The sequence below is a fragment of the Acidovorax sp. Root267 genome (assembly GCF_001429215.1).
In the GTDB taxonomy this organism is placed as follows: domain Bacteria; phylum Pseudomonadota; class Gammaproteobacteria; order Burkholderiales; family Burkholderiaceae_C; genus Acidovorax; species Acidovorax radicis.
In genome coordinates this window covers 14,208-39,298 of the sequence record NZ_LMJC01000033.1, presented here as the reverse complement: position 1 = coordinate 39,298, position 25,091 = coordinate 14,208, and the positions used below count along the sequence as shown (strand labels likewise).

General features: G+C 66.3%; 24 protein-coding genes. 8 read left to right on the top strand and 16 right to left on the bottom strand.

Features of this window, described 5'->3' with window-relative positions; translation table 11 throughout:
• The gene (locus ASE39_RS23600) at positions 1-1,371 is read right to left on the bottom strand and encodes an acyclic terpene utilization AtuA family protein (RefSeq protein ID WP_057272714.1); all 1,371 of its coding nucleotides are present in this window, start codon (positions 1,369-1,371) and stop codon (positions 1-3) included.
• A gap of 125 nt (positions 1,372-1,496) precedes the next feature.
• Here ASE39_RS23600 and ASE39_RS23595 point away from each other — a divergent pair, with 125 nt between their 5' ends.
• The gene (locus ASE39_RS23595) at positions 1,497-2,390 is read left to right on the top strand and encodes a LysR family transcriptional regulator (RefSeq protein WP_057272713.1); all 894 of its coding nucleotides are present in this window, start codon (positions 1,497-1,499) and stop codon (positions 2,388-2,390) included.
• Between the two features lie 87 nt (positions 2,391-2,477).
• Here the strand turns inward: ASE39_RS23595 and ASE39_RS23590 are convergent, their stop codons facing one another.
• Both ASE39_RS23590 and ASE39_RS23585 read right to left on the bottom strand, forming a co-directional pair.
• Positions 2,478-2,870 carry a VOC family protein gene (locus ASE39_RS23590; protein ID WP_057272712.1) on the bottom strand — a complete coding sequence of 131 codons (393 nt, stop codon included), beginning with the start codon at positions 2,868-2,870 and terminating at the stop codon, positions 2,478-2,480.
• An 82-nt stretch (positions 2,871-2,952) separates the two neighbouring features.
• Entirely contained in the window at positions 2,953-3,486 is a 534-nt protein-coding gene (locus tag ASE39_RS23585; protein ID WP_057272711.1) for a 2'-5' RNA ligase family protein, read from the bottom strand.
• Between the two features lie 297 nt (positions 3,487-3,783).
• On the opposite strand from ASE39_RS23585, the gene ASE39_RS23580 reads away from it, so the two are divergent.
• From ASE39_RS23580 to ASE39_RS23570, 3 genes are all read left to right on the top strand, one after another.
• Positions 3,784-4,836 (top strand): NAD(P)-dependent alcohol dehydrogenase, encoded by a 1,053-nt coding sequence (locus ASE39_RS23580; protein ID WP_242421545.1) that lies wholly within the window; start codon positions 3,784-3,786, stop codon positions 4,834-4,836.
• Between the two features lie 96 nt (positions 4,837-4,932).
• Positions 4,933-5,265, top strand: a complete 333-nt coding sequence (locus ASE39_RS23575; RefSeq protein ID WP_010461063.1) for a metalloregulator ArsR/SmtB family transcription factor — start codon at positions 4,933-4,935, stop codon at positions 5,263-5,265.
• A gap of 122 nt (positions 5,266-5,387) precedes the next feature.
• The gene (locus ASE39_RS23570; protein ID WP_057272709.1) at positions 5,388-6,176 is read left to right on the top strand and encodes a sterol desaturase family protein; all 789 of its coding nucleotides are present in this window, start codon (positions 5,388-5,390) and stop codon (positions 6,174-6,176) included.
• A gap of 50 nt (positions 6,177-6,226) precedes the next feature.
• Here ASE39_RS23570 and ASE39_RS23565 read toward each other — a convergent pair whose 3' ends face one another.
• The 4 genes from ASE39_RS23565 to ASE39_RS23550 all read right to left on the bottom strand — a co-directional run bounded on the left by ASE39_RS23565 (position 6,227) and on the right by ASE39_RS23550 (position 11,256).
• Positions 6,227-8,443 (bottom strand): ATP-binding protein, encoded by a 2,217-nt coding sequence (locus ASE39_RS23565; protein ID WP_057272708.1) that lies wholly within the window; start codon positions 8,441-8,443, stop codon positions 6,227-6,229.
• Entirely contained in the window at positions 8,428-9,648 is a 1,221-nt protein-coding gene (locus ASE39_RS23560; RefSeq protein WP_057272707.1) for a hypothetical protein, read from the bottom strand. Before ASE39_RS23560 ends, ASE39_RS23565 begins: the two co-directional genes overlap by 16 nt.
• 182 nt (positions 9,649-9,830) lie before the next feature.
• Positions 9,831-10,331, bottom strand: a complete 501-nt coding sequence (locus tag ASE39_RS23555; protein WP_057272706.1) for a hypothetical protein — start codon at positions 10,329-10,331, stop codon at positions 9,831-9,833.
• 19 nt (positions 10,332-10,350) lie between these two features.
• Positions 10,351-11,256 carry a hypothetical protein gene (locus ASE39_RS23550; RefSeq protein WP_057272705.1) on the bottom strand — a complete coding sequence of 302 codons (906 nt, stop codon included), beginning with the start codon at positions 11,254-11,256 and terminating at the stop codon, positions 10,351-10,353.
• 385 nt (positions 11,257-11,641) lie between these two features.
• On the opposite strand from ASE39_RS23550, the gene ASE39_RS23545 reads away from it, so the two are divergent.
• The gene (locus ASE39_RS23545) at positions 11,642-12,640 is read left to right on the top strand and encodes a PhnD/SsuA/transferrin family substrate-binding protein (RefSeq protein ID WP_029413715.1); all 999 of its coding nucleotides are present in this window, start codon (positions 11,642-11,644) and stop codon (positions 12,638-12,640) included.
• Positions 12,641-12,689: 49 nt separating this feature from the next.
• On the opposite strand, the gene leuD is transcribed toward ASE39_RS23545, so the two are convergent.
• Genes leuD through ASE39_RS23530 form a run of 3 tightly spaced genes read right to left on the bottom strand, consistent with a single transcriptional unit; the run spans position 12,690 to position 15,687 of the window.
• Positions 12,690-13,349, bottom strand: a complete 660-nt coding sequence (leuD, locus tag ASE39_RS23540; RefSeq protein ID WP_057272704.1) for a 3-isopropylmalate dehydratase small subunit — start codon at positions 13,347-13,349, stop codon at positions 12,690-12,692.
• The gene (gene leuC, locus ASE39_RS23535; RefSeq protein ID WP_057272703.1) at positions 13,346-14,764 is read right to left on the bottom strand and encodes a 3-isopropylmalate dehydratase large subunit; all 1,419 of its coding nucleotides are present in this window, start codon (positions 14,762-14,764) and stop codon (positions 13,346-13,348) included. Before leuC ends, leuD begins: the two co-directional genes overlap by 4 nt.
• Positions 14,761-15,687, bottom strand: coding sequence for an alpha/beta hydrolase (locus tag ASE39_RS23530; RefSeq protein WP_057272841.1), 927 nt, complete (start codon positions 15,685-15,687; stop codon positions 14,761-14,763). Before ASE39_RS23530 ends, leuC begins: the two co-directional genes overlap by 4 nt.
• Positions 15,688-15,807: 120 nt before the next feature.
• Between ASE39_RS23530 and ASE39_RS23525 the strand changes: the two genes are divergently transcribed.
• Positions 15,808-16,731 carry a LysR family transcriptional regulator gene (locus tag ASE39_RS23525; protein ID WP_057272702.1) on the top strand — a complete coding sequence of 308 codons (924 nt, stop codon included), beginning with the start codon at positions 15,808-15,810 and terminating at the stop codon, positions 16,729-16,731.
• A 30-nt stretch (positions 16,732-16,761) separates the two neighbouring features.
• Positions 16,762-17,106, top strand: coding sequence for a FlxA-like family protein (locus ASE39_RS23520; RefSeq protein WP_057272701.1), 345 nt, complete (start codon positions 16,762-16,764; stop codon positions 17,104-17,106).
• Between the two features lie 101 nt (positions 17,107-17,207).
• Here the strand turns inward: ASE39_RS23520 and ASE39_RS23515 are convergent, their stop codons facing one another.
• Together ASE39_RS23515 and ASE39_RS23510 are read right to left on the bottom strand one after the other, a co-directional pair.
• On the bottom strand, positions 17,208-17,852 hold the full coding sequence (locus ASE39_RS23515) for a hypothetical protein (RefSeq protein WP_057272700.1): 645 nt from the start codon (positions 17,850-17,852) through the stop codon (positions 17,208-17,210).
• Positions 17,853-17,933: 81 nt separating this feature from the next.
• Positions 17,934-18,494, bottom strand: a complete 561-nt coding sequence (locus tag ASE39_RS23510; RefSeq protein WP_057272699.1) for a DUF1003 domain-containing protein — start codon at positions 18,492-18,494, stop codon at positions 17,934-17,936.
• Between the two features lie 267 nt (positions 18,495-18,761).
• Between ASE39_RS23510 and ASE39_RS23505 the strand changes: the two genes are divergently transcribed.
• Positions 18,762-19,358 carry a lipocalin family protein gene (locus tag ASE39_RS23505; RefSeq protein ID WP_057272698.1) on the top strand — a complete coding sequence of 199 codons (597 nt, stop codon included), beginning with the start codon at positions 18,762-18,764 and terminating at the stop codon, positions 19,356-19,358.
• Positions 19,359-19,452: 94 nt separating this feature from the next.
• Here ASE39_RS23505 and ASE39_RS23500 read toward each other — a convergent pair whose 3' ends face one another.
• From ASE39_RS23500 to ASE39_RS23485, 4 genes are read right to left on the bottom strand one after another with little or no spacing between them, the layout of a single operon-like run.
• Positions 19,453-21,072 carry a dipeptide ABC transporter ATP-binding protein gene (locus ASE39_RS23500; protein WP_057272697.1) on the bottom strand — a complete coding sequence of 540 codons (1,620 nt, stop codon included), beginning with the start codon at positions 21,070-21,072 and terminating at the stop codon, positions 19,453-19,455.
• A gap of 14 nt (positions 21,073-21,086) precedes the next feature.
• Positions 21,087-22,133 (bottom strand): ABC transporter permease, encoded by a 1,047-nt coding sequence (locus ASE39_RS23495; RefSeq protein ID WP_035196876.1) that lies wholly within the window; start codon positions 22,131-22,133, stop codon positions 21,087-21,089.
• A gap of 22 nt (positions 22,134-22,155) precedes the next feature.
• Entirely contained in the window at positions 22,156-23,187 is a 1,032-nt protein-coding gene (locus ASE39_RS23490) for an ABC transporter permease subunit (protein WP_057272696.1), read from the bottom strand.
• A gap of 18 nt (positions 23,188-23,205) precedes the next feature.
• Entirely contained in the window at positions 23,206-25,032 is a 1,827-nt protein-coding gene (locus ASE39_RS23485; RefSeq protein WP_057272840.1) for an extracellular solute-binding protein, read from the bottom strand.
• Between the last annotated feature and the right edge of the window lie 59 nt (positions 25,033-25,091).

The following is a 25,091-nucleotide window of genomic DNA, read 5'->3' as shown; positions in this document are numbered from 1 at the left end:
TCAATCAACCATCTCGAAGCGCACGGCCACGGCATCGCGCGGCACCAGGCATGACACCGTGCCCAGGCGTGGGCGCATGGCGGTGCGCACGCCGCCGCCGCCGGCAGGCCCGCAGGTATAAAGCGCGGTCACCTCGCGCACCAGGCGCTGGGCGCTGGCGTGGTCGCGGTGCTGCAGGGCCACGCGCAGGCGCACATCACGCACGTCGTCGCGGGCGTCGCCACTGCCGTTGGCGGGCGCATCGAGCCAGCGGCTGGTGTCGTCGCCAAAGATGCTGGTCACGCCGATCAGGTCGATGCGCAGCGGGCCCAGGCCGGCCAGCCGCTCGCGCAGCACCTCGCCCGCCAGGCGTGCGCGGGCTTCGGCGCGCGGGCCGGCGTAGGAGATTTCGCCCTCGGCGAACCAGCCGGATTCAAAGCACACGTTGACCTTGAGCGTAGGGGGCTGCGCGTGGCCCCGCACGCCGGTAAGCCGCACGGCGTCGGTGCCCACGGCCTGCACGCGGGCCTGGGTGATGTCGGCCACCACGTCGGGCGTGAGGTACGCCGCGGGGTCGTGCAGCTCGTACAGCAGCTGCTCCTTGACGGTGCGCTCGTCGATGCGCCCGCCGGTGCCGGGCGGCTTGGTGATGGTGCAGTGGCCGTCGGCGTCGATCTCGGCGATGGGGTAGCCCAATTGCGCCAGGCCCGGCACGTCCTTGTAGCCGGGGTCGGCAAAGTAGCCGCCCGTGACCTGCGCGCCGCATTCGAGCAGGTGCCCGGCCATGGTGGCGCGGGCCAGGCGGTCCCAGTCGTCAGTGGCCCAGCCGTAGTGCGCAAGCGCCGGGCCCAGCACGAGGGATGGGTCTGCCACGCGGCCGCAGACCACGATGTCGGCCCCGGCGCGCAGCGCATCGGCAATGGCCTGTGCGCCGATGTAGGCGTTGGCGCTGACGATGGGCTCGGTGGGCATGGCACTGCCCAGGGCGTCCTGCAGCAGGGCGCGGTGGGCGGGGCCGCTCAGGTCGTCGCCCTGCAGCACGGCGATGCGTGGGCGGGCCAGACCCAGCTCAGCCGCCAGCGCGTGGATACGGCGTGCCGCGCCGTGCGGGTTGGCCGCGCCGAAGTTGCTGACGATGCGCACGCCGTGCGCCAGGCACAGCCCGAGCACGGGGCGCAGCAGGTCGGTCAGCAGCGGCTCGTAGCCGGCATCGGGGTCGGTGCGGCGGGCCAGTTGCGCCAGGGCCAGTGTGCGCTCGGCCAGGGTCTCGAAGATGAGCACCGACGGCTGGCCGCTGGCAATGAGCGCCTGCACCACGGGCAAGGCCGCGTCCGTGCGGTCGCCCGAAAAGCCGGCGGCGCAGCCGACCCGCAGTTGGGTGTTGTTCGCCATGAATATGTGTCTCCTGGGCCCCACTGTAGAAACACTGCGGTATTCTGTGAAATCGATATTTATGATGAATCCATCTGTATTGCAGATAAATAGCCCTTGAGGCTCTTCTGCCCTAGCGTTTACCCATGAGCACCGCCCACCTTTCCAGCCGCCAGATCGACGCCTTCATCGCGCTGGCCGAGCAGCGCAGCTTCACCCGCGCGGCAGCCCTGTGCCACCTGTCGCAGCCGGCGTTCAGCGCCCTGATCCGCGCGCTGGAGGACGACCTGGGCCTGCGGCTGTTCGACCGAAGCACGCGGCATGTGGACCTCACGCCCGAGGGGCACAACTTTCTGGAATCGGCCCGCCGCATCCGCGCAGAGATCACCAACGCACTGTCGGCCGTGCGCGATGCCGCCACGCTGCAGCGCGGGCGCGTGGCCGTGGCGCTGCTGCCGTCGCTGGCCGCGGGCTGGCTGCCCGCCGTGCTGGCGCAGTACCGCGCGGCGCACCCCGGCATCGAGATCGACATCGCCGACGTGCTGTCCGAGCCGTGCATCGAGCGCGTGGCCAGCGGCCATGCCGACTTCGCGCTGGCCGCCATCCGCGCCGACACCCCTGCCCTGCAGGCCGAGCCGTTTTGCAGCGACGGCTTTTACCTGGTGTGCCCCGCAGACCACCCGCTGGCACGCCGGCGCAAGGCCATCACCGCGCAGGACCTGGCGGCCTGGCCCTTCATCCACCTGGCGCGCACCAGCAGCGTGCGCCAGTACCTGGAGGCCGCCCTGCACCCGCAGGCCATGCACACGCTGATGGAGGTGGAGCAGCTCGCCACCGTGATGGGCATGGTGCGCGCGGGCCTGGGCATCAGCGTGGTGCCGGCGCTCACGCTGTTCCACTTCGAGCAGCCGGGGCTGGTCACGCGGCCGTTGTCGCTGCCCGGGCTCACACGGCAGATCTACCTGGTGCGGCGGCGGGACGAAAGCCTGTCGGTGGCGGCGCAGGCGCTGTATGCGCTGGTGATGGCGCAGCGGCCTTGAATCACAGGCGGCAATTACTATAAATTTGATAGCTATTAGCGCTTATAGATTAAGAGCTAGCGGCCAATTTCACTTGAAATTCAGCCCTCAAGCCGCTGCGGCACGCGCATAGCTCACGGTCAGCATCTCCCATTGGTGCCCATCGGGTTCGTTCCAGTAGACGATGCGGCCACCGTGGGCCGTGTCCACCTGCCCGTCCACGGGGCCGTGCACGGCGCTGCGGTACGGGATGCCCGCAGCCTGGATGCGCGCGAGGATGGCGCTGAACTCCGCATCGCTCACGAGAAAGCAGTAGTGGATGCGCGGAATGGGCTCGGGCCATTCGTCGAAATCGATGGTGAAACCATCGTTCACGAACACGGGCGCAAACGGCCCGACGCCGGTTTCGGACCAGGGCACGCCGAGCAGTTCGGCCAGCAGCCGGGCGGCGGCCAGTTTGTCGCGGGCGGGCACCATGAGGTGATCGAGCTGGATGGGCATTGTCCAAACCTCCCGTAGAAGTCCAAGGCCTCACGGCTTTGGGGGAACCAGATGGCCGCAGTGTAGGGGCAGCCGCAGGGGTTCAGCCCGCCAGCGCAAACTGCCCCAGGTGCTCAAACCGCCCCTCAACCACCTGCCCCACCCACAGCGCCTCCACGCGGCCGGGCAACGAGACACCTGCAAGGTTGCGGTCAATGCACCACTGCCGCGCCCGCGCGGCGGAGGCAAACGCCCCCACCGTGATATGGGGCGTGTAGGGCAGATCCAGCCGAAGATGGTCGGCCAGCGGGCCGCTGTACAGGGCATCGTGCAGCAACGACAGCGCGGCGTAGCCCTCGTCCGGCACCAGGTAAGCATGGGCGCGCTGGCTGTATGCATCGGCCCCCAGCATCGCGTAGCGGCAGTGAAAGGAGATGGGCGCAGTGCGCGCCGCCACTGCCGCCACATGGGCCAGGTAGGTGGTGGCGTCCACCCCGTCACCAGCAAACACCAGCGTGAAATGTGGGCGGATCAGCGCATGGCCGGTGGGGTCGTTGTCGGCGCGCCAGGTGTCCACGGCAAGCAGGTCTTGTGCATCGCATTCGGGGTAAGCCACGGTGTAGAGGGTGGGGTTCAAGGGGGGCCTCCGCAGGGTGTCTTAGAACCTGTTCAAGATCTTTTCAGGGTCGCACAAGTACCTTGCCCGAAGGGTTGGAGTGAAATCGGGCGATTGGAAGCCCCGGCTGCTGGCATGGGCACGAGCCCATGCCGTGCATCCGAAGCATCCACTCAAAAAGATCTTGAACAGGTTCTTAAGCGTACTGCACGATGGACTGGACGGACGGATCGCTAGGTACCCCACCCAAGGTCGGGTTGCGTGCGGGAGATGTATCTGCCTACGCTCTGCGGCTGCGCGTATCTGCCCTCCCTTCCCGTGACCTTGCCAACCCCCATGCTCGACACCCCCCATACATCCGCAGTCCCGTTTTCCAGCCCCTCTGCGGCCCACGCTCCCACCACCTTGCGGGCCTGGGTGTGCCACGACTACGGGGGCGCCGAGGTGCTGGAGCTGCAGACGCGCCCCTGCCCCACACCCGGCCCGCGCGACGTGCTGGTGCGGGTGCTTGCGGCCAGCGTGTCGTCGGCCGACGTGCGCATCCGCACGCAAAACCTGCCGCGTGGATTTGGGCTGCTGGGACGGCTGGCGTTTGGTCTGGCGCGGCCACGCCAGCCGGTGCTGGGGACCGACGTGGCCGGTGTGGTGGAGGCCGTGGGCCGTGACGTGCAGGGCTTTCAACCGGGCGACGCCGTATTGGGCGTGGCCGGCGTTGCCATGGGCTGCCATGCCGAATACTGCGTGCTGCCCGCCACCAAGCCCCTGGTGCACAAGCCCGCGCGGCTGTCGTTTGTCGAAGCGGCCAGCCTGCCGTTTGGTGGTTTGGCGGCGCTGCACTTTCTGAACAAGGCCCAGGTGCGGGCGGGCGAGAGGGTGCTGGTGATTGGCGCGTCGGGTGCCGTGGGCAGCGCCATGGTGCAGCTGGCGCGGCACCGGGGTGCGCTGGTCACGGGGGTGTGCAGCGCGGGCAATGTGGTGCTGGTGCTGGCGCTCGGCGCACACGACGTGATCGACTACACCGCGCAGGACTTCACCCAAACCGCGCAGCGCTGGGACGTGATTGCCGACACCGTGGGCGCCAGCAGCTTCGCCACCTGCCTGGCAAGCCTGAACGAGCACGGCCGCTACCTGTCGGTGGCGGGCAGCCTGATGGAATTGCTGGCCCGCCCGCGCGGCACACGCCGCAGCATCGGCGGCCCTGCGCCCGAGCGTGTGCAGGACCTGCAGATGCTGGTGGATCTGGCCCGGGCCGGTGCGCTGCAGCCCGTGGTGGACCGCACCTACCCCTTCACCGATTTGCCCGCTGCGCACGCGTATGTGGAGACGGGGCGCAAGCGCGGGGCGGTGGTGGTGGCCTGGCCCGAGCCATGACCGAAGTGGGCCGCCCCCCTCAGGCTGACGGAGCGTCCGGCAAAGAGGATTGCCGCGAGATTGACATGTGCATTAATGTGCACATATGCTCTGCACATGACCTCCCCCCGCGAAACCGCTGCCGCCGCCTGCATTGATGCACTGGACAGCGCCTTCTTCAAAGCATTGTCCGAACCCGCGCGCGTGGCCATCTTGCGGGTGCTGGTGCTGCAGGGCCGCGCCGATGTGGGCTCGATCGCCGAGCAGGTGCCCCAAGACCGCTCCGTGGTGGCGCGCCACCTGCAGGTGCTGGAGCGTGCGCGCATCCTGCGGTCGGAGACCGAGGGGCGGCACACCTTCTACGCCATCGATGGCGACGGTGTGCTGGAGCAGATGAAGGCCCTGACCACCCTGCTACAGACCTTGCAGCCGCTGTGCTGCCCCCGTTGACCGCCGCCACAAGAATCCTCCCCAGCCACGCCAACTCCGCCAAGCGGGCACAGCAATGTGCCCATTTTTTCCACTCAACATGTGCACATCGACGCACATATGCTCACCAAGAAAGGCCTTCCATGATCGACGCCCCCCACTTCCCCTTGCTGGCCCCGCTGCTGGTCCCCACGGCCTATGCCCTGATGTGGGCGGTGGAGGCGCGCTCACCCGCGCGCAGCTATGCACCCGTGCCCGGCTGGCAGCGGCTGGGCGTGGCGTTTTTTGTGCTGACGGCCATGGTGGGCTCGCTCGTGCCCTGGTTGCTGCAGGCCGCGGGGTTCGCCGCGCTGCGCGTGCTCGACCTGAGCGCGCTGGGCCTGTGGGGTGTGCCGGTGGGGCTGCTGGTGCTGTCGCTGGTGCACTACGCATGGCACCGGGCCGAGCACCGGTTCGATGGGCTGTGGCGCATGGGCCACCAGCTGCACCATGCTGCGCCGCGCGTGGATGTGCCAGGCGCCTATGTGGTGCACCCCTTCGAGGTGCTGGTCAAAACCGGCATGGGCGTGGCCCTGGGCACGGTGGTGCTGGGGCTGGCGCCCGCAGCCGCGGCACTGACCACGGCCCTGCTGGCGGTGCTCAGCATTTTTCAGCACTGGAACATCCACACCCCACGCTGGCTGGGCTGGCTGCTGCCCCGGCCCGAGATGCACGCGCTGCACCACGAACGCGATGTGCATGCCCGCAACTATGGCGACCTGCCGGTGTGGGACATGCTGTTTGGCACCTATGCCAACCCCGCGCGGTTTGACGGCGAAGTGGGCTTTGTGCCGCAGCTCGCCACCCGCTGGGGCGACATGCTGCGCATGCGGGATGTGCACAAGGCCGGGGTGGAATCGCCTGCGGCACGGGGTTGCTGCGGATTACTATAAAAATAGTAGCTATTAGCGCTTATCCATCAAGTGCTGGTGGCCAATTTGACTCATATTTTTACCGCACTGCGCGCCAGCATCGCCAGCTCCTGGCGCAGCAGCAGTTCCACCTCGGTCGGCTCGAACTGGCCCTGCAGCAGCGGGATGGCAAAGCGGTAGTCGGCGTCCTGCTTGCGCAGCACATAGGCCAGCTGCAGGCGGGCCAGCGACTGGCGCAGCGCCTGCGCGTCGGCGGTGATGCCGTGGCCTTGCAGCAGCTGGGCCAGGGCCACCAGGCCGGTCTGCCCGGCTTGGGCCGTGTGGTAGACGGCGATGCGGTCGAGGCGGCAGGCGGCCTCGTCGTGGCTCAGGCGGCCCCAGCCGGCCAGTGCGTCCTGCACCGCCTGCGAGGCCAGGGCCTGCGTGAGGTGGCGGGCTTCGATGGCGCGCTCGCCGGGCTGCAGGGCTTCCAGGCACTCCTGGCACAGGATGGCGACGAGGTTGGCGCGCTGGCCGCTGGCGTCCACGAGCTTTTCCACCAGCGTGTCGCTGGCAAAGCCCAGGCGCAGCCTGCGCAAGGGCTCGGTGGCCAGCTCGCGGCAGGCGGCACGCTCCAGCCCGCCGATGGCCAGCACTTCGCCAAAGTTGCGCAAGGGGCTCTGGTAGTCGAGCACGGCCGTGGCGTACAGGTCCCAGAAGCCCGCGAGCATGAACCAGCAGCGCCCCTCTTCGCTCAGCGCGCGCAGCGTGGACAACTGGGCGTAGCCGTGGTTCGACTCGTCGCGGAAGAACAGGTCGGCCTCGTCGATCAGCAGCACCAGGCGCTTGCCCTCGTACTGGGCCTGCAGGTGGTCCACGATGGCTTCGAGCGGTGTGTCGGCGGCCAGGCCAAACTGCAGCGCCATGCGGGGCGCCAGGCGGTGGTCGCGCAGCGAGACGTAGTGGCACACGGTATGCGGGTGGCCTTGCAGGCGGCGCTGCACGGCCTTGAGCAGGCTGCTCTTGCCCAGCTGGCGACCACCCACCACCAGGTAGTTGGCGGGCTCGCGGTTGATGACACGGGCGAGCAGCTGTGCGCGGCCAAAGAAGGCGCCTTCGCGGGTCACGCCGCCGCGCGTCTGGTACGGCGAGATGCGGGTGATGCGCAGCTGCGCGGCTAGTTGGCGCAGCAGCACCTGCAGCGATTCGCCGCCGATCAGCCACTCGGTCTGGCTGGCGCTGTCCACCATCACGTGCAGATTGGCGCGGTCATCGGCGTGCGCGCGCAGCAGGGGGCACGGGGTTTCCACGCTGTGCTCGCTCAGGATCAACAGCACGTCGCTGCCGGTCTGCGCGGCGCGCAGCTGGCGCAGCACGGTGGCTTCGTCGATGCCCGGGGTGGGCACAAAGACGAGGCAGCGGTCCAGCGACACGGGCAGGTCGGGCGGAAACTGCCACTCGAACACCTGGCCGGGCAACGCCCAGTCGCTGCTGGGCTGGCAGCGGGCCGACACGCGCTCGGCCAATGCGCGTGCCAGAGCCGGTGCATGGTCGGCGCCCGTGGCCTGCGCGCACAGCACGGCGCGGCGCCAGTCCACCATGCGGATGTCCGCCGCCAACAAGGTAGCCTCCAGCCGCCGCAGCCAGCGCAGCAGCCGATCGATCTGCGGCAGACGCGCCAGGGGCGTGCGCCGCAGGCGCGCAGGGCGCAGCTGGCCCGCGCCGATCAGGGGGTGGCGTACCACCCACACGACGGCGCCCACGGCAAAAATCACTGCGCACCACAGGATGAGCGAGCGCAGCCAGCCGAACGGGTCGGCATCGGGCGCGGGCTTGGTGGCGGGCTCGAAGTCGTCGGTGCTGCCTTCCTGGCAGTTGATGGGCAGGTAGCCAGAGGGAATCGGCGGGTTGCCGGGCCGGCACGTCCAGGTGTGGGTGCCGGGCTTCAGCTCCACCACCACCTGCGTGCCGGCCAGCTTGCCGAGCTCAGGGTTATGCGCGATGTCGGCCTGCAGCACGTTGGGACGCGGGGAGGTTACGCGCAGCTGCGGGTTGGCGATGCGCGGTGCGTATTCCTGGATGTCCTTGGGCCAGGCATCGAGCTCATTGCGCGCCTGGATCAGGGCAACGCGCCACTGCACCAGCTCGCCCCACACGGGGCCAACATTGACCGAGGCCAGGAACGCGCCCCGCGTGACCGGGTTGAGCTGCGGCGTGAACAGCGCGCTGCCCACGAACAGCGTGACCGCCGCAATGGCCACCGCACGCAGCACGGCCTTGGACAGCAGGGGCTTCAGTCGGTCGAGCATGAATCCAGCACCATCAAACCCGCATCGCGAATGGTGGCGCAGCGCCAGTGCAGCCGCGCCGCATCGCCCGTGCCGCGCACATGGATGAGGTTGCCCCAGAACAGGCTGCGCAGTTCGTCGTCTTGCAGGTAGGGGCGCGCACGGCCCAGGTCGTCGGCCTGCAGCAGTTGCTGCAAGCGCGTGCGGGTGGCAGGCGCCTGGGCCAGCGGCAAAAAGGTCTGCCACAGGCGCGGGCTGCTGGCCAGGTGCGTGCGCAGTGCGCTGGACGACGCATGTCCGTCGCCCACACCCTGGTCCACCAGCCATTGCAGCCCCTCTTCAAACAACGCGGGGTGGCCGCCGCTGAGCGCCTGCAACTCGGCCACCACCGGCCCGGTCCAGGTGTGCTCGGGCCAGCGGTGGCGGGCCAGTTGCATCAGGTCGTCCAGCGACGGGTCGGGCCAGTGGTTGACCTGCGCGATGTTGAGCAGCGACAGGTCGCCGCTGCGGTATTTGAGGTCGGCCAGCGCCTCGCCGCCACACAGCAGCAGGTGCAGGCGGCCGCTGTGCATCTCGCTCAGGCTGCGCAGAATGCCCGCCAGGGTTTCGCGCAACGCGGGCGTGCCTTGCTCAAAGCGGCTGACCAGGCAGAAAATGCGCTCGCCCGCCAGCAGGCGACGCTCCAGCGCGGATTCGAATTCGTAGTCCGACGCTACTTCGCCCAGGCCGCACTGGCGGCCGATGGCCGCGAAGTAGTCGGCCTGCGCGGTGCTCACGCTGTACGGCGGCTGGATGTGCAGCACCGAGCCCTCGCCATACTGCGCACGCGCGCGCTGCAGCAGCTCTTGCCGAAACGGCGGCTGCCCCCAGTGCGCGGGCGACAGCAGCAGCGAGATGGGGTACGGCACGGCCTGCGCCAGCTGGGCGAACACACGGCCCTGGAACGCAGCAAAAGGCTGCGCACCCACGGACTCGGCCTGCAGCGGAAACTCGGGTTCGAAGCCGGCAGCACTGAGCAGGCGGTTGGCCTCGCTCTCGGTCAGGCGCAGGTAGCGCGTGCAGGCGACCACGCGGTCGCGCGAACGCACGTTGGGGACAGAAACGCCGTTGCGCCAGTTGTTCACCGCCTCGCGGCTCAGGCCGATTTCGGTGGCCACGCCCGAAGCGCTGGCGCGGATGCGGCGCATGTAGAGCGAGAGAAGGTCGGCAAAAGAGTCGGTCGCCATGGGCTGCGCAAGGGTGCTAAGGAGGGATGGCGGGGCAAAACTGCCCACAGCCGGAAGAAGAAAAAATGGCGGTGGCTTGCACGGATTGTCATCTGTGCCCGCGCACCGCCCGCCCAGGGGCTGCAGACCAGGCGGAGAAGCGCTGAGCCCGTGCCGGTGCGTGCAGGCTCAGCTCCGTGGGGTCACATCCACCGTTGCACCATCGGCCAGGCCTTGGTACAGCCCAGCCCACATGCCACCAGCACCGGGCTGTACAACACGATCGCGCCGACGATGGTCATCAGCCAGCCGGGTTCCTCCTCCTCCGCCTCTGCCTGCGCGCCCTCTTCTTGCCCCCCTCCTTCGGGCTTTGCGATCTTGGCGGCCTTGTCTTGTGCGCCCTGTCTTTTCGCCTCGGCTTCCTCTTCGGAGGCATCGCCCGTCATCTCCTGCACCAGCATCGCCGCCACCACCACCAGCGAAACGCCCAGCGCCGCCAGGTAGGCATATTGCAGTTCGATGCGCTCCAGCGGATAGAAGTACCCGGCCAGCACGATGGCGGGCGCCACAAAGAAGATGTGCATCATCAGGCGGTACCAGGGGATGCCCCCTTCCTTCTTCTCCAGCGCGCCCATGACCATGCGGTACGTCAGTGCGCCCAGCACAAAAATCACCCCACCCCACCATTCGATTTGCGTCAGCATGTTGTGTTCTCCCTGCGGTTCAGTGGCTGCTGCCCGTGGTGGCTGCGCTGCCCTGGTTGTGGTCGCTGTCCTTGTCTTCACTGCCTTCGTCGCCGCCACCTTCATCGGGGTCGCTGTCCTCATCATCGTCGTCGCCCTTGAGGTCCTTGTGCGTGGAGACGATGTAGTACAGAGGCAGCACGATGGCCAACACCAGGCCCAGGCCCAGCCAGAGCCAGAAGCCCTTGAACAGCAGCACGGTGACCACCGTGAACACGAAGGCCTGCAGCAGGCCCTTGAGCCCTGCGCGCAGCAACAGCACGGCAATCAGGCCCTTCACAGGCGATACGCCGCTTTTGCCCATGGCCTTGGCCATTTCGATGAAAGCCTCAGCCGCTTCCTGGCCCTTCTGTTTGCGCTCGGCTTCCTGTTTGCGCAGCTTTGCCACGGACACGGGCTTGCCAGGGTCTTTGGAACAGTCGTACTCGTCTTCAGGCCCTTCATCGGCAGAACCGGATGGGTGGTCCGGGTCTGCAGGCTCCACGATGCTGCGGCGCTCAGGGTGCTTGTCAAAGAATGCCTGGCGCGACACCCATTGGCCGTCGTCAAAGTGCATGCGTTCGGTCTCACCCACCTGGTCGTAAAACACCTGGAGGACGGCCGCCTTCAACCCATGGGAAAACAGTGTTTCGAGCGCCCGCAAGGGCAGATCGCCACTGGTACCCGTGTCAAAACGCAGCAGCAGGTGGGACGGCGTGGCCGACACCTCCTGGTTGAACCACTCTTCATCCCACAACGCCGCCAGGTCCGCCCCGCCGAGCTTGTCGGCCCAGCGTTGCGCCTGCTCGGTGTTGCCGGTTACCAGGTATTGATAGACCAGCTGGCCGAATTTGAGCTTGATCGGGTCTTCAAAAAAGAGGTGAAGGGTATGGGCGTTTTGCGACATGGCTCTGCGTTGTGAAGGACGGGCTGGAGGGTTTGTGGAATGGAACGAATTGTTACAGAGCTCCAGGCCGCTGTCCTTCACCACGTTGTCCATCCACGCCACAGTGCACTTGACGCCGTGTCCACCGCGCCTTCCTCATCCGCGCACCTGACGAGAAACTGGTCCCGTCCTTCCCACTGGCATGGCACGGCGCAACAACGCCCAGGCGCGGCCCCTTGCGGCGGTGGGCTACGACGCCCGGCAGCTGTCCACGAGTCGCACGGGTTACTGCAAGCCCCTCGCCTTCATGCATACTGGGCAGACCATGGCCCACGGGCGCGCACCTGTGCCACACAGCTGCAGCCAGCCTTGCGAAACCCAACAAAAATTTCAGAGGGAAATCACCATGCGATGTGATGCACGTTTTTGCGCGCTTTTGTCAGGCGCTACGTTGATGCTGGGCCCCGTGGCCGCACAAACCGACACCCCCACGAACACCCCACAGGCCCGTGCGGCAGCGGCCCGTGCAGCCGCCGCCCCGGCGCCCATCGCCAGCGGCCCGCGCGAAAAACTCGTGGTGGCCATGCCCAAGACCTACGCCAAAAGCGAAACCATGTTGTTGTGGGGCGACTACTTCAACCACCTGGCACGCTGCGGAAACATTGATCTGCAGAACCTGCAGGGCGAATCGCTGGAGCGCAGCACCAACATCGACGTGCTGGCAGAAAAGGAACTCATCGACAGCCTGGTGGCCGGCAAGGCCCAGCTGGCCCAGGTGAACCCTGGCCTGGTGCCACAACTGGTGGCCGCGGGCCAGCCCACGCCGTTTGGCGTGCCGGGCAACAAGGCCAGCGGGCAGCGCAACTCGTACAAGCTGATCCTCATCTCGCGCGTGGACAGCCCTTTCACCAAGCCACAAGACCTGGTGGGCAAGAAGATTGCACACACCACGCCCACCTCCAACTCCGGCAACCTGGCACCGCGCGCGCTGTTCCCGGCCATCGGGCTGGTGCCGGACCAGAATTACGAGGTGGTGTTCTCCAATGGCCATGAGCGCTCGGTGACGGGCGTGATGCACGGCTTTTACCCCGCCGCTGCCGTGGCCAGCGATCTGTACCAGCGCATGGTGGTCAAGGGCGATGTGAAGGGCTCCAGCATCCGCACGCTGTGGGAGAGCCCGCCCTTCATGACGGAGACCTGGACGATGGGCAAGGATGTCTCGCCCGAGCTGCAGGCGCGCGTGAAGAAGTGCTCGTACAGCTACAGCTTCTCGCCCAAGCTGCGCCAGCTGCTGCCGGGCAACGACACCTTCCTGCCCATCAATTTCGAGCGCGACTTCGCCACCGTGATGGAGGTCTACAACAAGACCCAGAAGGCGCAGGCGGCCAAGGGCGCAGCCAAGTAAGCAAGCCTTTGGGTCGGCGGCGACTACCCCCATGGTCGCCGCACCAGGCTCAGCCGCCTGTGGCGGCCGACAGCCGCTCGCGCGTGCGGCGCGCCACATCCTTCACCCACGGCTGCGCCGCCCAGTGCTGGTCTGCGAACGCACGGATCTGGTCGGCGTGGCTCAGCGACACGCCGATCACGTCCAGCCCCTCCAGAAACATGCGCTGGTGCCGGTCAGACAGCACAAAACCCGCGCTGCACCCAGGGCTGCGCACCACGCGCCGTTGAACGTCAATCGTGAGCGCCAGCGGCCCCGGCTGCGCGGCCGCTTCGGCCACAAAGGCCTGCACATCGTCCTCAGCCAGCATGGCCAGCAGCAGGCGGTTGTTGAGCGCATTGGAGTAAAAAATCTCGCCAAAGCTCGACGCCACCACGGCCTTGAAGCCGTATTGCTGCATGCCCCACACGGCGTGTTCACGGCTGGAGCCGCAGCCGTAGTTGGCGCCCGCAATGAGCACATCCACGCCTGCAAACGCGGGCTGGTTGAGCACGAAGTCGGCGCGCGGCTGGCCTGCCCCGTCAAAGCGCAGGTCGTACAGCAGGCCGGGTGCCAGGCCCGATTTGTCGATGCCACGCAGAAACTGCTTGGGCATGATCTGGTCGGTGTCGAGGTTGGGCGTGGCCAGCACGGCGGCGCGGCCGCGAACAATAGCGTTGTCGGTGGTCATATAGCAATTTCCAGGTTGCGCACATCGGTGATGCAGCCCGTGATGGCGGCAGCGGCCGCCATGGCCGGGCTCATCAGGTGGGTGATGGCGCCCCGGCCCTGCCGCCCTTCGAAGTTGCGGTTGGTGGTGGAAGCGCAGCGCTGGCCGGGGGCCAGCACGTCGTCGTTCATGGCCAGGCACATGGAGCAGCCGGGCTGGCGCCATTCAAAGCCCGCAGCCACCAGGCGTGCGGCAATGCCTTCGGCCTCGGCCTGGGCTTTTACGGCACCCGAGCCGGGAACGACCATGGCGCGCACACCGCTGGCCACATGGCGGTGGCCGACGATGCGGTCCACCTCACGCAGGTCTTCGATGCGCGCGTTGGTGCACGAGCCGATGAACACATGCTGCACGGGCACACCCTGCAGCGCCTGCCCGGCACAAAGCGCGGTGTAGCGCAAGGCCTGCTCCGCGCTGCTGCGCTGGGCCGCATCGGCCATGTGGGCGGGCAGCGGCACGGTGGCATCGATGGCCATGGCCTGGTCAGGGCTGGTGCCCCAGGTCACATAGGGGGCCACATTGCTGGCGTCGAAATGGTGCTCCACATCAAACGCCGCATCCCCATCGCTGTGCAGGGTGGCCCAGTGCGCCAGGGCCCGTTCGCGCCACGCCCCGGTGATGTCAGGGGCCCGGGCCAGCACATAGTCAATGGCCGTGGCGTCGGGCGCGATCAAGGCGCCGCGTGCGCCCGCCTCCACCGCCATGTTGCACAGCGTGAAGCGCGCCTCCACCGACAGCGCGCTGATGGCGCTGCCGCAAAACTCCACCACATAGCCGCGCGCGCCCTGGGCACCAATGTGGCGGATGACCATGAGGATCAGGTCCTTGGCCGTGGTGCCGGTGGGCAACACGCCATCCACGCGGATGCGCATGTTCTGCGCGAGCCGGTACACCAGGGTCTGGGTGGCCAGCACGTGCTCGACCTCGGACGTCCCGATGCCAAACCCCAGAGCACCCAGCGCACCGTAGGTGGTGGTGTGGCTGTCGCCGCAGATGATGACCATGCCGGGGCGGACCATGCCATGCTCAGGCGCCACCACGTGTTCGATGCCCTGCAGCGGGTCGTTGGTGTCGAACAGCGGGATCTGGTGCCGCTCGCAGTTGGCCTTCAGGTTGCGCGCCTGCAGGGCCGAAGGTGGGTCCTGGATGACGCGGTGGCGCACCGGGTGCGTGGGGATGATGTGGCTCACCACCGCCACGTTCTGCCCCGGCATGGGCACGCCGCGCCCGGCCTCATGCAGGCCCGCAAAGGCCTGGGGACTGGTGTATTCGTTCATCAGGTGCAGGTCGCAAAACAGCAGCACGTTCTGCGCGTCCAGCACCGTGACGGTGTGCGATGCGACCAGCTTCTGATACAGGGTCTGGGGATGGGTCATGGTGTGGCTTCCAGCAAGAAGGGCAAGGCGGCGGTCAGCAGGGCATCGGGCGCCTCTTCGGCGATGTAGTGGCCGCAGGGCAAGGCGTGGCCGCGCACATCACGCGCCACGCGCTGCCATTCGGCCAGGGGCTTGAAGCATTGGTGCACCACGCCCTGCTCGCCCCACAGCGCCAGCACCGGCATGGCCAGGTGGCGCCCTGCATCGCGGTCGGCCCGGTCGTGCACAAGGTCAATGCCGGCGGCGGCGCGGTAGTCCTCGCAAATGCCATGGGCTGTGCCCGGAAGGGCCAGGCAGCGCGCGTATTCGGCCAGTGCCCGGGCATCAAACGGCGCCAGGCCCGCGCTGCGTCGGCCCATCACGTCGCGGATGTAGGCAGCAGGGTCGGCCTCGATCAGCCGTTCGGGCAGCGGCGCGGGCTGGATCAGAAAGAACCAGTGCCAGTAGGCGCGGGCAAAGGCGTCGCTGGTCTGCTCATACATCGCCAGGGTGGGGGCAATGTCAAGCAGCACCAGGCGCACCACGGCATCGGGGTGGTCGGCCGCCAGCCGGTGGGCCACGCGGGCGCCCCGGTCGTGCGCCAGCACGGCAAACCGGGTGTGGCCCAGGTGCTGCATCACGGCCAGCATGTCGGCGGCCATGGTGCGCTTGCTGTAGAGCGCATGCTCTGCATCACCGTTGCCTGGGGCCTGGCTCCCCGAGGGCTTGGCCGAGTCCCCATACCCCCGCAGGTCGGCCAGTACCAGCGTGAAATGCTGTGCCAGCGCGGGCGCCACCTTGTGCCAGATCGCACTGGTTTGTGGGTGGCCATGCAACAGCAGCAGCGGCGGCCCACTGCCGCCCACCAGGGCGTGGATGTGCTGCCCGTCGGGTGTGGCGACGCGATGGGGAGTGAAGCCGGGGAAAAGTGGGGTGGTGGTCATGGGGTTTGTCTCCGGCAGATTGGTGGTGTTCTGTCTGACGGGCATCTTATGAGTGATTGAAAACGGCATAAAGTCATTCAAAATCACTTCATTCATAAACCAAAAGCACGAATAAACCCTATGGACGGCTTTTCGGACCTGCGCTTTTTTGCTTTGCTCATGAAGGAAGGCAGCCTGGCCGCCGCAGCGCAGCAGATGGGCATCACCCCCCCGGCTGTGAGCAGGCGCCTGGCGCAGCTGGAGCACCGGCTGGGCGTGCGGCTATTGCACCGCACGACGCGCCGCATCAGCCTTACGCCCGAGGGCGAGACCTACCTGCTCGACGGTGCGCGCATCCTCGGCGATCTGGAGGCGCTGGAGCGCACAGTGGCGGGCGCGCGCAGCTCTCCGCGCGGGCTCATCAAGCTGGCCGCCACGCTGGGCTTTGGCCGCGCGCACATTGCACCTGCCTTGTCGGAGTTTGCACGCGCCTTCCCTGAGGTCGAGGTGCAGCTGCACCTGACCGACCGGCCCGTCAACCTGGTGGAGCAAGGTTTTGACGCCGTTGTGCGCTTTGGTGATTTGCCCGACTCGCGCCTGACCGCGCGCCGGCTGCTGGCCAACCAGCGCGTGTTGTGCGCTTCACCCGCTTACCTGGCCTTGGCGGGCGAGCCCACACAGCCCGCTGACCTGCTGGCCCACCAATGCATCGTGATCCGCGAGAGTGACGAAACCTATGGCACCTGGCACCTGCGCCAGGGCGAGCGGCAAGAAACCCTGAAGGTGCGCGGCATGCTCAGCACCAACGATGGCGCAGCCGCCACGGTCTGGGCACTGGAGGGCCATGGCGTGCTCATGCGGTCGGAATGGGATGTGGCGCAACACCTGGCCGCAGGCCGACTACAGCGCGTGCTGGCCGCGTGGACGCTGCCCGCTGCGGACGTGACCCTGGTCTATCCAACCAAAAGTGATCTGTCAGCCAAAACGCGGGCCCTGGCGGATTTCTTGCGGGAGTGGTTTGCACAGCGCCCCACGGCAACGCAGCGCACAACAAACAGTGCTTGAGATGGCCCATTCCGTGCCGATAACAAGGGGATGCAAATCTCCGGCGCCAACTCCACCAATGCTGCCTCCCGCGGGGCGGCCAGCAGCAACATCGCGAAGCTTCAGAAGCAGCTGCGCGAGCTGACCGACGAACTGCGGGGCGTAGCCGGACAGGACATCGACGCCAAGGCCAAGCAGGAAAAGATCAAGCTGCTGCAGGCACAGATCCAGATGGTGCAGCAACAGATTGCTGCCATTGCACGGCAAAGCCAGCAGGAGCAGGCCGCCAGACAACAGCAGGCCCAGGCGACCAGGGACCCGAGTACGAAAGCGGCACCCGCACCTGCAGGCCGTCGCACACCTGGGCTGGGTGACACCGTCGACATTTTTGCGTGAGCACGGCGACCCGTGGGACTCGGGTCGGTGGGTGCACGTCTCGGAAGATTGCTATCTTATGGATAGCAATCAGCGCTTTACAAAAAAGCGCTGCAGGCACTTCAAGCCGTAGAGAATCCCGCCCCGCTCGCAGTGGGTGTCAGCGTGATGGCGGCAAAAGGCATGTGGTGCATCAACTCGCGCAGGACCAGCAGCGTGGCGGCCAAGGTGGGGCTCGCGGGCAACCCCTCATGTGCAGGAGGCCGGCCTTGGGCCACGGCAGCAAGGCGGTTGAACAAACGCTCCATGGCCTCCAGGGGCAAAACCCGGGTGGGTGCTTCGGCAACGCCCGCCAGGGTGGCGATCTCGTGCAGGGCGGGGTCAGTGGAACATGGAATCACCACCACCCCTTCGGGTACCCATTGGCGGTGGCGCGTGTGTGCCGCATAGACCTCGTCTTCCACCCAGGCGATGGCAGTCTCCAGTTCCAGCGGGGTGGGTAGCGTGCTGCGGAAAAAATCACGCGCGGTCTTCTGGCTGCCCAGGGCGAGTGTCAGCACCACGGACGGCGTTGTTGGGTCGATTCCCGTTGCCAACAGGGTGTGCTCGGCGCCCATGTGCAAGGCGGTGACACATTGACCGGGTGCAGCCAGCCCGTGCGCCTGCCGGTACAGGGCAGAGATATCAAAACGGGGCTCGGCGACTTGGGGCAGCAGCGAGGCTGACGGACTGTGGGACGCAAAGGGCGCGGGCCGGGGTGAGGTCATGGTGGCTCCGATTCTTCAAACAGCGGCGGTGCGGGCGAGCGATGGCGGTCAGCGCAGGCCCATGTGGGCTCGTGCATTTTTTTACGGCTTTACCGGAGGGGCAACAAAACGCTGGTGAATCTCTACCGTCAACGCCTCGATGCGTGCCGTGAGTTCGCGGGTCTGCTCGGTGAGCAGGGTGTTCTGCTGAAGCAGCTCCAGCACCTGTGCCGCGCTCTGGGCGGCGATGGACTGGCGCTGCTCATTGGCAATGGCCAGCGCTTCGCGATGCTGCGCATCGGCTTCCGCATGGCTTTTGTCCCGCGCAGCCTGCCGCGTCTGGGCCAGCAGGATGAGCGGGGCGGCGTAGGCCGCCTGCAGGCTGAACGCCAGGTTGAGCAGGATGAACGGATAGAGGTCGAACTTGGCGATGCCCAGTACGTTGATGAATATCCAGGTGGCCACGATCAGCGTCTGCGCCCCCAGAAACAGGGGCGTGCCAAAGAAGCGCGCAAAGGCCTCCGCCCGCAGCGCGAACCGGTCCGTCCCGAACGTGGGCGCCAGATGCGCATGGCGCCGATGAAAGCGCAGGTGGTCGGTTGGTGGGGGGTCCTCTGCAGAAGGTGCTGCGGGGTGTGCGGGGTGATGGGCAGGGGCTGTCATGGGTTTTCTCCAAAGCGGGCCGGGCGTTCGCACAATCGGCAAAACCGTTGCAGCACTCTACGCGCTCGCCCACCCACACACCTGCACATCCGCAAATGGGGGCGCCGCTCCTTGCTGCCGGGCTCTGACAAGCGCTGACAGCGCGCTCCTACAGGCCCTGTGCGGCACCCTGCCTAAAGTCAGATCCATCGATAAACGAGCCTTTGCGCCACCCCAACCGGTGCGGCCCTCTCCAGCCACACGCCCACAACACCGCCGGAGCACCCCATGCGTATTCATGCCCCGCCACGCCGCCCCTCACCATGGCCCCTGGTGGTCGGCGCAGCCGCCTTGATGGCCGCGCTGGCACTGACTGCCTGCTCCACACCGCGCACGCCCGAGGGCATCCAGCCCGTGACGGAATTTGACGTGGACCGCTACGCAGGGCACTGGCACGAAGTGGCACGCATCGAAAACTCCTTTGAGCGCGGCCTGACCCAGACCAGCGCCACCTACAGCCGCAATGCCGAAGGCACGATCAAGGTGGTCAACCGTGGCTATGACCCGGTACGCAAGGTGTGGAAGGAAGCCGAGGGCACGGCCCGCTTTGTGGACGATCCCACGCGCGCTGCACTCAAGGTGTCATTCTTCGGGCCTTTTTACGGCGGCTACAACGTGGTGGCGCTCGATGAAAACTACCAGTGGGCCATGGTGGTGGGCTCGAGCAAGGACTACCTGTGGGTGTTGTCACGCACCCCCACCCTGCCCGGACACGTGCGCGAGCACCTCATGGAGCGGGCGCAGACGCTGGGTATGGACGTGCGCAGGATTCTGTGGACACCCCCTGCCAGCGAACAACATGCCCGGCGGGCCGTGATGACCTGAGAAGGTACGACCCGGCCATTTCGAGAATGCTATATTTTCAATAGCGCACTGCGCTTTACCAGCAAGCGCTATCGGCTATTTTCATCAAAATTCATCAGTCCAAAACCGGCACCGTGGCCGCCGCCACCAGCCGCTGGGTGTACGGATGCTGCGGCGCATCCAGCACGTCTGTCACGCTGCCGCTTTCGAGCAGGGCACCGTCCTTCATCACCACCACGTCGTGCGCCATGGCACGGATGACATCCACGTCGTGGGTGATGAGCAGGTAGCTCAGGCCCTTCTCTTTTTGCAGGCGCTGCAGCAAGCCCAGCACCTGCTGCTGGATGGTCACGTCCAGGGCGCTGGTGGGCTCGTCCAGCACCAGCACCTGGGGTTGCACGATGAGCGCCCGGGCGATGGCCAGGCGCTGGCGCTGGCCGCCAGAAAATTCATGCGGGTAGCGCTCGAGCAGGCGCGGGTACTGTGCTTCGGCAAGCCCCACCTCCTCCAGGGCCGCCTCGACGCGGGCGCGGCGCTGGGCCACGGTCAGTGTGGGTTCGTGCACCTTGAGGCCCTCGCCCACGATCTCCTCCACCGTGAGGCGCGGAGACAGCGATGAGAACGGGTCTTGAAACACCACCTGCACCCGGCGGCGCAGCTGCTGGTTGGCCGGTGTATTGCGCATGGCGGGCTGCTGCCATGCCTGCCCACCCACCTGCAATTCGCCTGCGTAAGGCAATAGGCCCAGGATGGCTTGGGCCAGCGTGGATTTTCCCGAGCCGGACTCCCCCACCACACCCAGCGTCTGGCCTGGCAGCAACTGCAGCGCGGCGCCCTGCACAGCCACAAACTCGCCCTTCTTGAACCACCCTCGCACACCGGGCAGCGGCGTGGGGTACACCACGCGCAGGTCCTGCGTCTTCACGACCGGGGCAGTGCCTGCGGGCGGGTCGGCCTCGGCCACATCGCGGCGGGGCTGGCTGGCGATGAGGCGCCGGGTGTAGGCATGCTGGGGGGCGCCAAACACCTCGGCCACGGGGCCCTGCTCCACTAGCACGCCCTGTTCCATCACGGCCACGCGGTCGGCAAAGCGGCGTACCAGGTTCAGGTCATGCGTGATCAGCAGCACCGCCATGCCGTTCTGACGCTGCAGGTCGCTGAGCAGGTCGAGGATCTGGCCACGCAAGGTCACATCCAGCGCGGTGGTGGGTTCGTCGGCCAGCAGCAGCTTCGGCGCGCTGGCCAGGGCCATGGCGATCATCGCGCGCTGGCGCTGGCCGCCTGAGAGTTGGTGCGGGAAGCTGTTGGCACGGCGCGCAGGCTCGGGGATGCCGGTCTGGGCCAGCAGCTCGATGGCGGCCTGCGCGCACTGGGCGCCGGTCAGTCCTTTTTTGAGCTGCAGGATTTCGGCAATTTGCAGGCCAATGGTCATCAGCGGGTTGAGCGCGGTCATGGGCTCCTGGAACACCATGGCGATGTCGCCACCACGCACGCCGCGCATCTCGCGTTCGGTCAGCGCCAGCAGGTCTCCGCGCCCCTGCAGCAGCGCCTGGCCGGTGATGGCAGCATCGCCCGCCAGCCGCAGCAGGCTCAGCGCCGTGATGGTTTTGCCCGAGCCGGACTCACCCACCAGCGCCAGTTTTTCGCCCGCTGCAATGCTGAAATTGACACCCCGCACCACCTCTTTGGCGCCAAAGCGAACGTGGAGGTCCTGAACCTGCAACAAAGGGGTCATGGCCGAAGGGGTGGTCACTGGTCGGCCTTTCGGGGGTCCAGGGCATCGCGCAGCGCGTCGCCCATGAAGGTCAGCAGCAACAAGGTGGTGACCAGCACCGCAAAGGTGGACAGCGAAATCCACCATGCATCAATGCTGTTCTTGCCCTGGTTCAGCAGCTCACCCAGCGACGGCGTGCCCGGTGGCACACCCAGGCCCAGGAAGTCGAGCGAGGTCAGTGCCAGGATGGCACCACTCATGCGAAACGGCAAAAAGGTGACCACGGGCGTCAGGCTGTTGGGCAGGATGTGGCGCCAGATGATCTGAGCATTGCCTACGCCCAGGGCCCGCGCGGCCTTCACGTAGTCGAGCTGGCGGTTGCGCAGAAACTCGGCACGCACGTAGTCCGACAGCCCCATCCAGCCAAACAACGAGAGCAGGATGAGCAGCAGCGCGATGCTGGGTGCAAACACGGCGCTGAAGATGATGAGCAGGTACAGCTCGGGCATGGAGCCCCAGATCTCGATGAAGCGCTGGAAGGCCAGGTCCGTCTTGCCCCCAAAAAAACCCTGGATGGCGCCGGTGAGCATTCCCAGCAGCACGCCGGTGACCGTGAGCGCCAGGCCAAACAGCACGCTCACGCGAAAGCCGTAGAGCAACTGCGCCAGCAGGTCACGCCCCCTGTCGTCCGTTCCCAGCCAGTTGTCGGCCGTGGGCGCAGACGGGTTGGGCGCCTTGGCAAAGTAGTTGAGCGTGTTGGGGCCGTAGGGGTTCAAGGTGTACAGCGCCCAATTGCTGCCCGCACTCAGGCGATCCTTGATGAAGGGATCGAGGTAGTCTGTGGGGGTCTCGAAGTCCCCGCCAAACGTCTTTTCGGGGTAGTCCTTCAGCATGGGGAAGTAGGTCTGCCCTTCGTAGCGCACGACGAGGGGCTTGTCGTTGCTGACCAGCTCGGCACACAGGCTGACCAGCACCAGGGCGCAGAAGATCAGCAGGCTCCAGTAACCCAGGCGGTTGCGCTTGAAGCGCAGCCAGGCACGGCGCGAGGGAGAAAGCGAAGGCGATGCGGAAGCAGAACTCATCAGGGCCATGGGTTCGTTCGGGCTAGTCAAACTTCACGCGCGGGTCGACCCACACATAACAAAGGTCGCTGACCAGCTTGGTAACCAGCCCGATCAGCGTGAAAAGATACAGCGTGCCCAGCACCACCGGGTAGTCGCGGCGGATCACGCTCTCATAACTGAGCAGGCCCAGGCCGTCGAGCGAGAACAGGGTCTCGATCAGCAGAGAGCCCGCAAAGAATGCGCCGATGAAGGCCGCCGGAAACCCGGTGACGATGGGAATGAGTGCATTGCGGAACACATGCTTCCACAGCACCTGCCGCTCGCTGAGCCCCTTGGCGCGGGCCGTGAGTACATATTGTTTGCGGATCTCTTCCAGAAAGGCGTTCTTGGTCAACATTGCCGTCACGGCAAAACTGCCCAGCACCATGGCCGTCACAGGCAGCGTGATGTGCCACAGATAGTCGACGATGCGCGCGCCCCACGACATCTCATCCCAGCTGGCCGACGTGAGACCGCGCAATGGAAACCATTGCAATTGCCCACCAAAAATGACCAGCAGCGCCACGCCCAGCACAAAGCCCGGGATGGCGTAGCCCACCAGGATGAGCAGCGTGGTCACCAGGTCAAACCGTGAACCGGCACGCACCGCCTTCGCCACGCCCAGCGGCACGGCCACCAGGTAGCTGATGAAAAAAGTCCACAGGCCCAGGCTGATGGAAACCGGCAGTTTTTCCTTCACCAGTTGCCACACATCCTTGTTCTGGAAAAAGCTCTTGCCCAGGTCGAACCGTGCGAACTGGCCCAGCATCTGCAGGAAGCGCTCGTGAGCGGGTTTGTCGAAGCCGTACAGCGCCTTGATCTGCTCCAGCCGTTTGGGGTCCACACCCTGCGCACCCCGGTAACTCAGGCCGCCACCTTCGGCACCACCACCGCCCACACCGGCCTTGGCCTCGGCCATGTACTGTTCCACCGGACCGCCCGGCACGAACTGGATCACCACAAAAGTCAGCAAGAGCACGCCCAGCAGCGTGGGCAGCATGAGCAAGACACGTTTGAGGATGTAGGCAAACATGGGTGGGCGGTCTTGTTGTTATTTCTTGTCTGGCGCGGTCTGGGGCGGAATGCGCGCCCACCAGGTGTCGATGACCCACCCTTCGCCGCTGGCGTAAGGCGGCACCGTGGCAGGCCGGGCCAGCCGCCAGGCGTTGTAGGCCATGCGGTGTGTGCCGGCCGTCCACTGCGGAATCAGGTAGTGGCTGTGCGCGATGATGCGCTCCAGGGCGTGGCAGGCGGGCAGCAATTGCGCCTCGGTCTTGGCCGAGGTCATGGCCTTGATCATGGCGTCCACCGCTGGGTTCTTGACACCGACGAAGTTGCCGGAGTCCTCCACATCGGCCGCCTGGCTGCCGAACATGTCGGCAAACTCCTGGCCCGGGTTGTTGGTGCCCTGGTAGGCGATGGAGGTAATGTCGAAGTCAAACTTCTGCAGCCGCTGCTGGTACAGCGCAAAGTCCACCGTGCGAAAGCGCAGCGTGATGCCGATCTTCTCCAGATTCCGCATCCAGGGGGTGATGGTGCGCACGCCGCCTTCGTTACTGTCCATGTATTCGAGCACCATGGCGTCGCCCTTGGCGTTGCGCAGTGCGCCATCGCGCACCTCCCAGCCTGCTTCCTTGAGCAAAGCCTGGGCGCGCCGCAGGTTGGCGCGCAGAGACGAATCGCCATCCGTGCGCGGGGCCACCGTCATGGAGCCAAAAGCCGACGCCGGAATATCCTTGCGATAGGGCTCCATCAACGCGAGTTCTTCGGGCGATGGGCTCCCTTTGGTTTCGCATGCCGTGTTGCCAAACAGGCCGTTCACCCGCTGGTAGGCGCCATAGAACATTTGGCGGTTCATCCATTCGTAGTCCATGGCCAGGCCCAGGGCCTCGCGCACCCGGGCATCCTGCAACAGCGGGCGACGGGTATTGAGCACATAGCTCTGAAAACCCGAAGGGAGCTTGTGCACAAACTCGCCTTTGACGAGTTCACCCGTGTCGAACTTCTTGCCCGTTACGCGCCGGGCCCAGTCACCCGCGCTGAAAAACCGCATGAGGTCGAACTCGCCCGCCTTGAGGGCCTCCAGCCGCGCGGTGTTGTCCTTGTAGATCTTGACAAGGATGTTGTCGAAATTGGCCGTGCCCTTGCGCACGTTCAGATCACGCGCCCAATATTGCGGGTCGCGCACATAGGTGATGTCCTTGCCAAACCGCACCGGACCGATTTTGTAGGGGCCGCTGCCAATGGGGATGTCCATCACCACCTGGTCAAAGGGTTTGGCCTTGCCGTTCTCGACACCCCAGTCGCGGCTGAACACGGGCAAACCGCCCACCGTAAGGGGCAACTCGCGATTGGGCAGCTTGAAGCGGTAACGCACGGTGCGGTCGTTGATCACGTCCACGCCTGCCACCTCGATCAGCAGCGTCTTGTAGGCAGGGGATGTGAAGGGGCCCACCAGCGTGTCGTAGCTGTGTTTCACATCCTGTGCCAGCACCGGCTTGCCGTTGTGAAAACGCGCCTCGGGCCGCAGGCGGAAGGTGGCGGACAAACCATCGGGGGCAACTTCCACATCTTCGGCCAGCAGGCCATAGCCGGTGGCGGTTTCGTCCATCGAACCGGCAAGCAGTGAATCGAACATCAGCGACGACAAGTACGCTGGTGCGTTGCCTTTGATGGTGAACGGGTTGTATTTGTCAAAGGTGGACACCCGCAGGTTGCTGACCAGACGCAGCTCGCCGCCTTTGGGCGCATCAGGGTTCACATAGGCAAAGTGCGCAAACCCGGAGGGATAACGCGGCTCGCCCCACAGGGCATACCCATGCGCAGCCCACGCCGGAACCGCACACCCCATCAGCAAAAAAGTCAGCCAAAACCGCATGCGACAATTCTGCACTACGTTCGCCGGGCCTCGCTGCAGATCGCGCATATCCACATGCA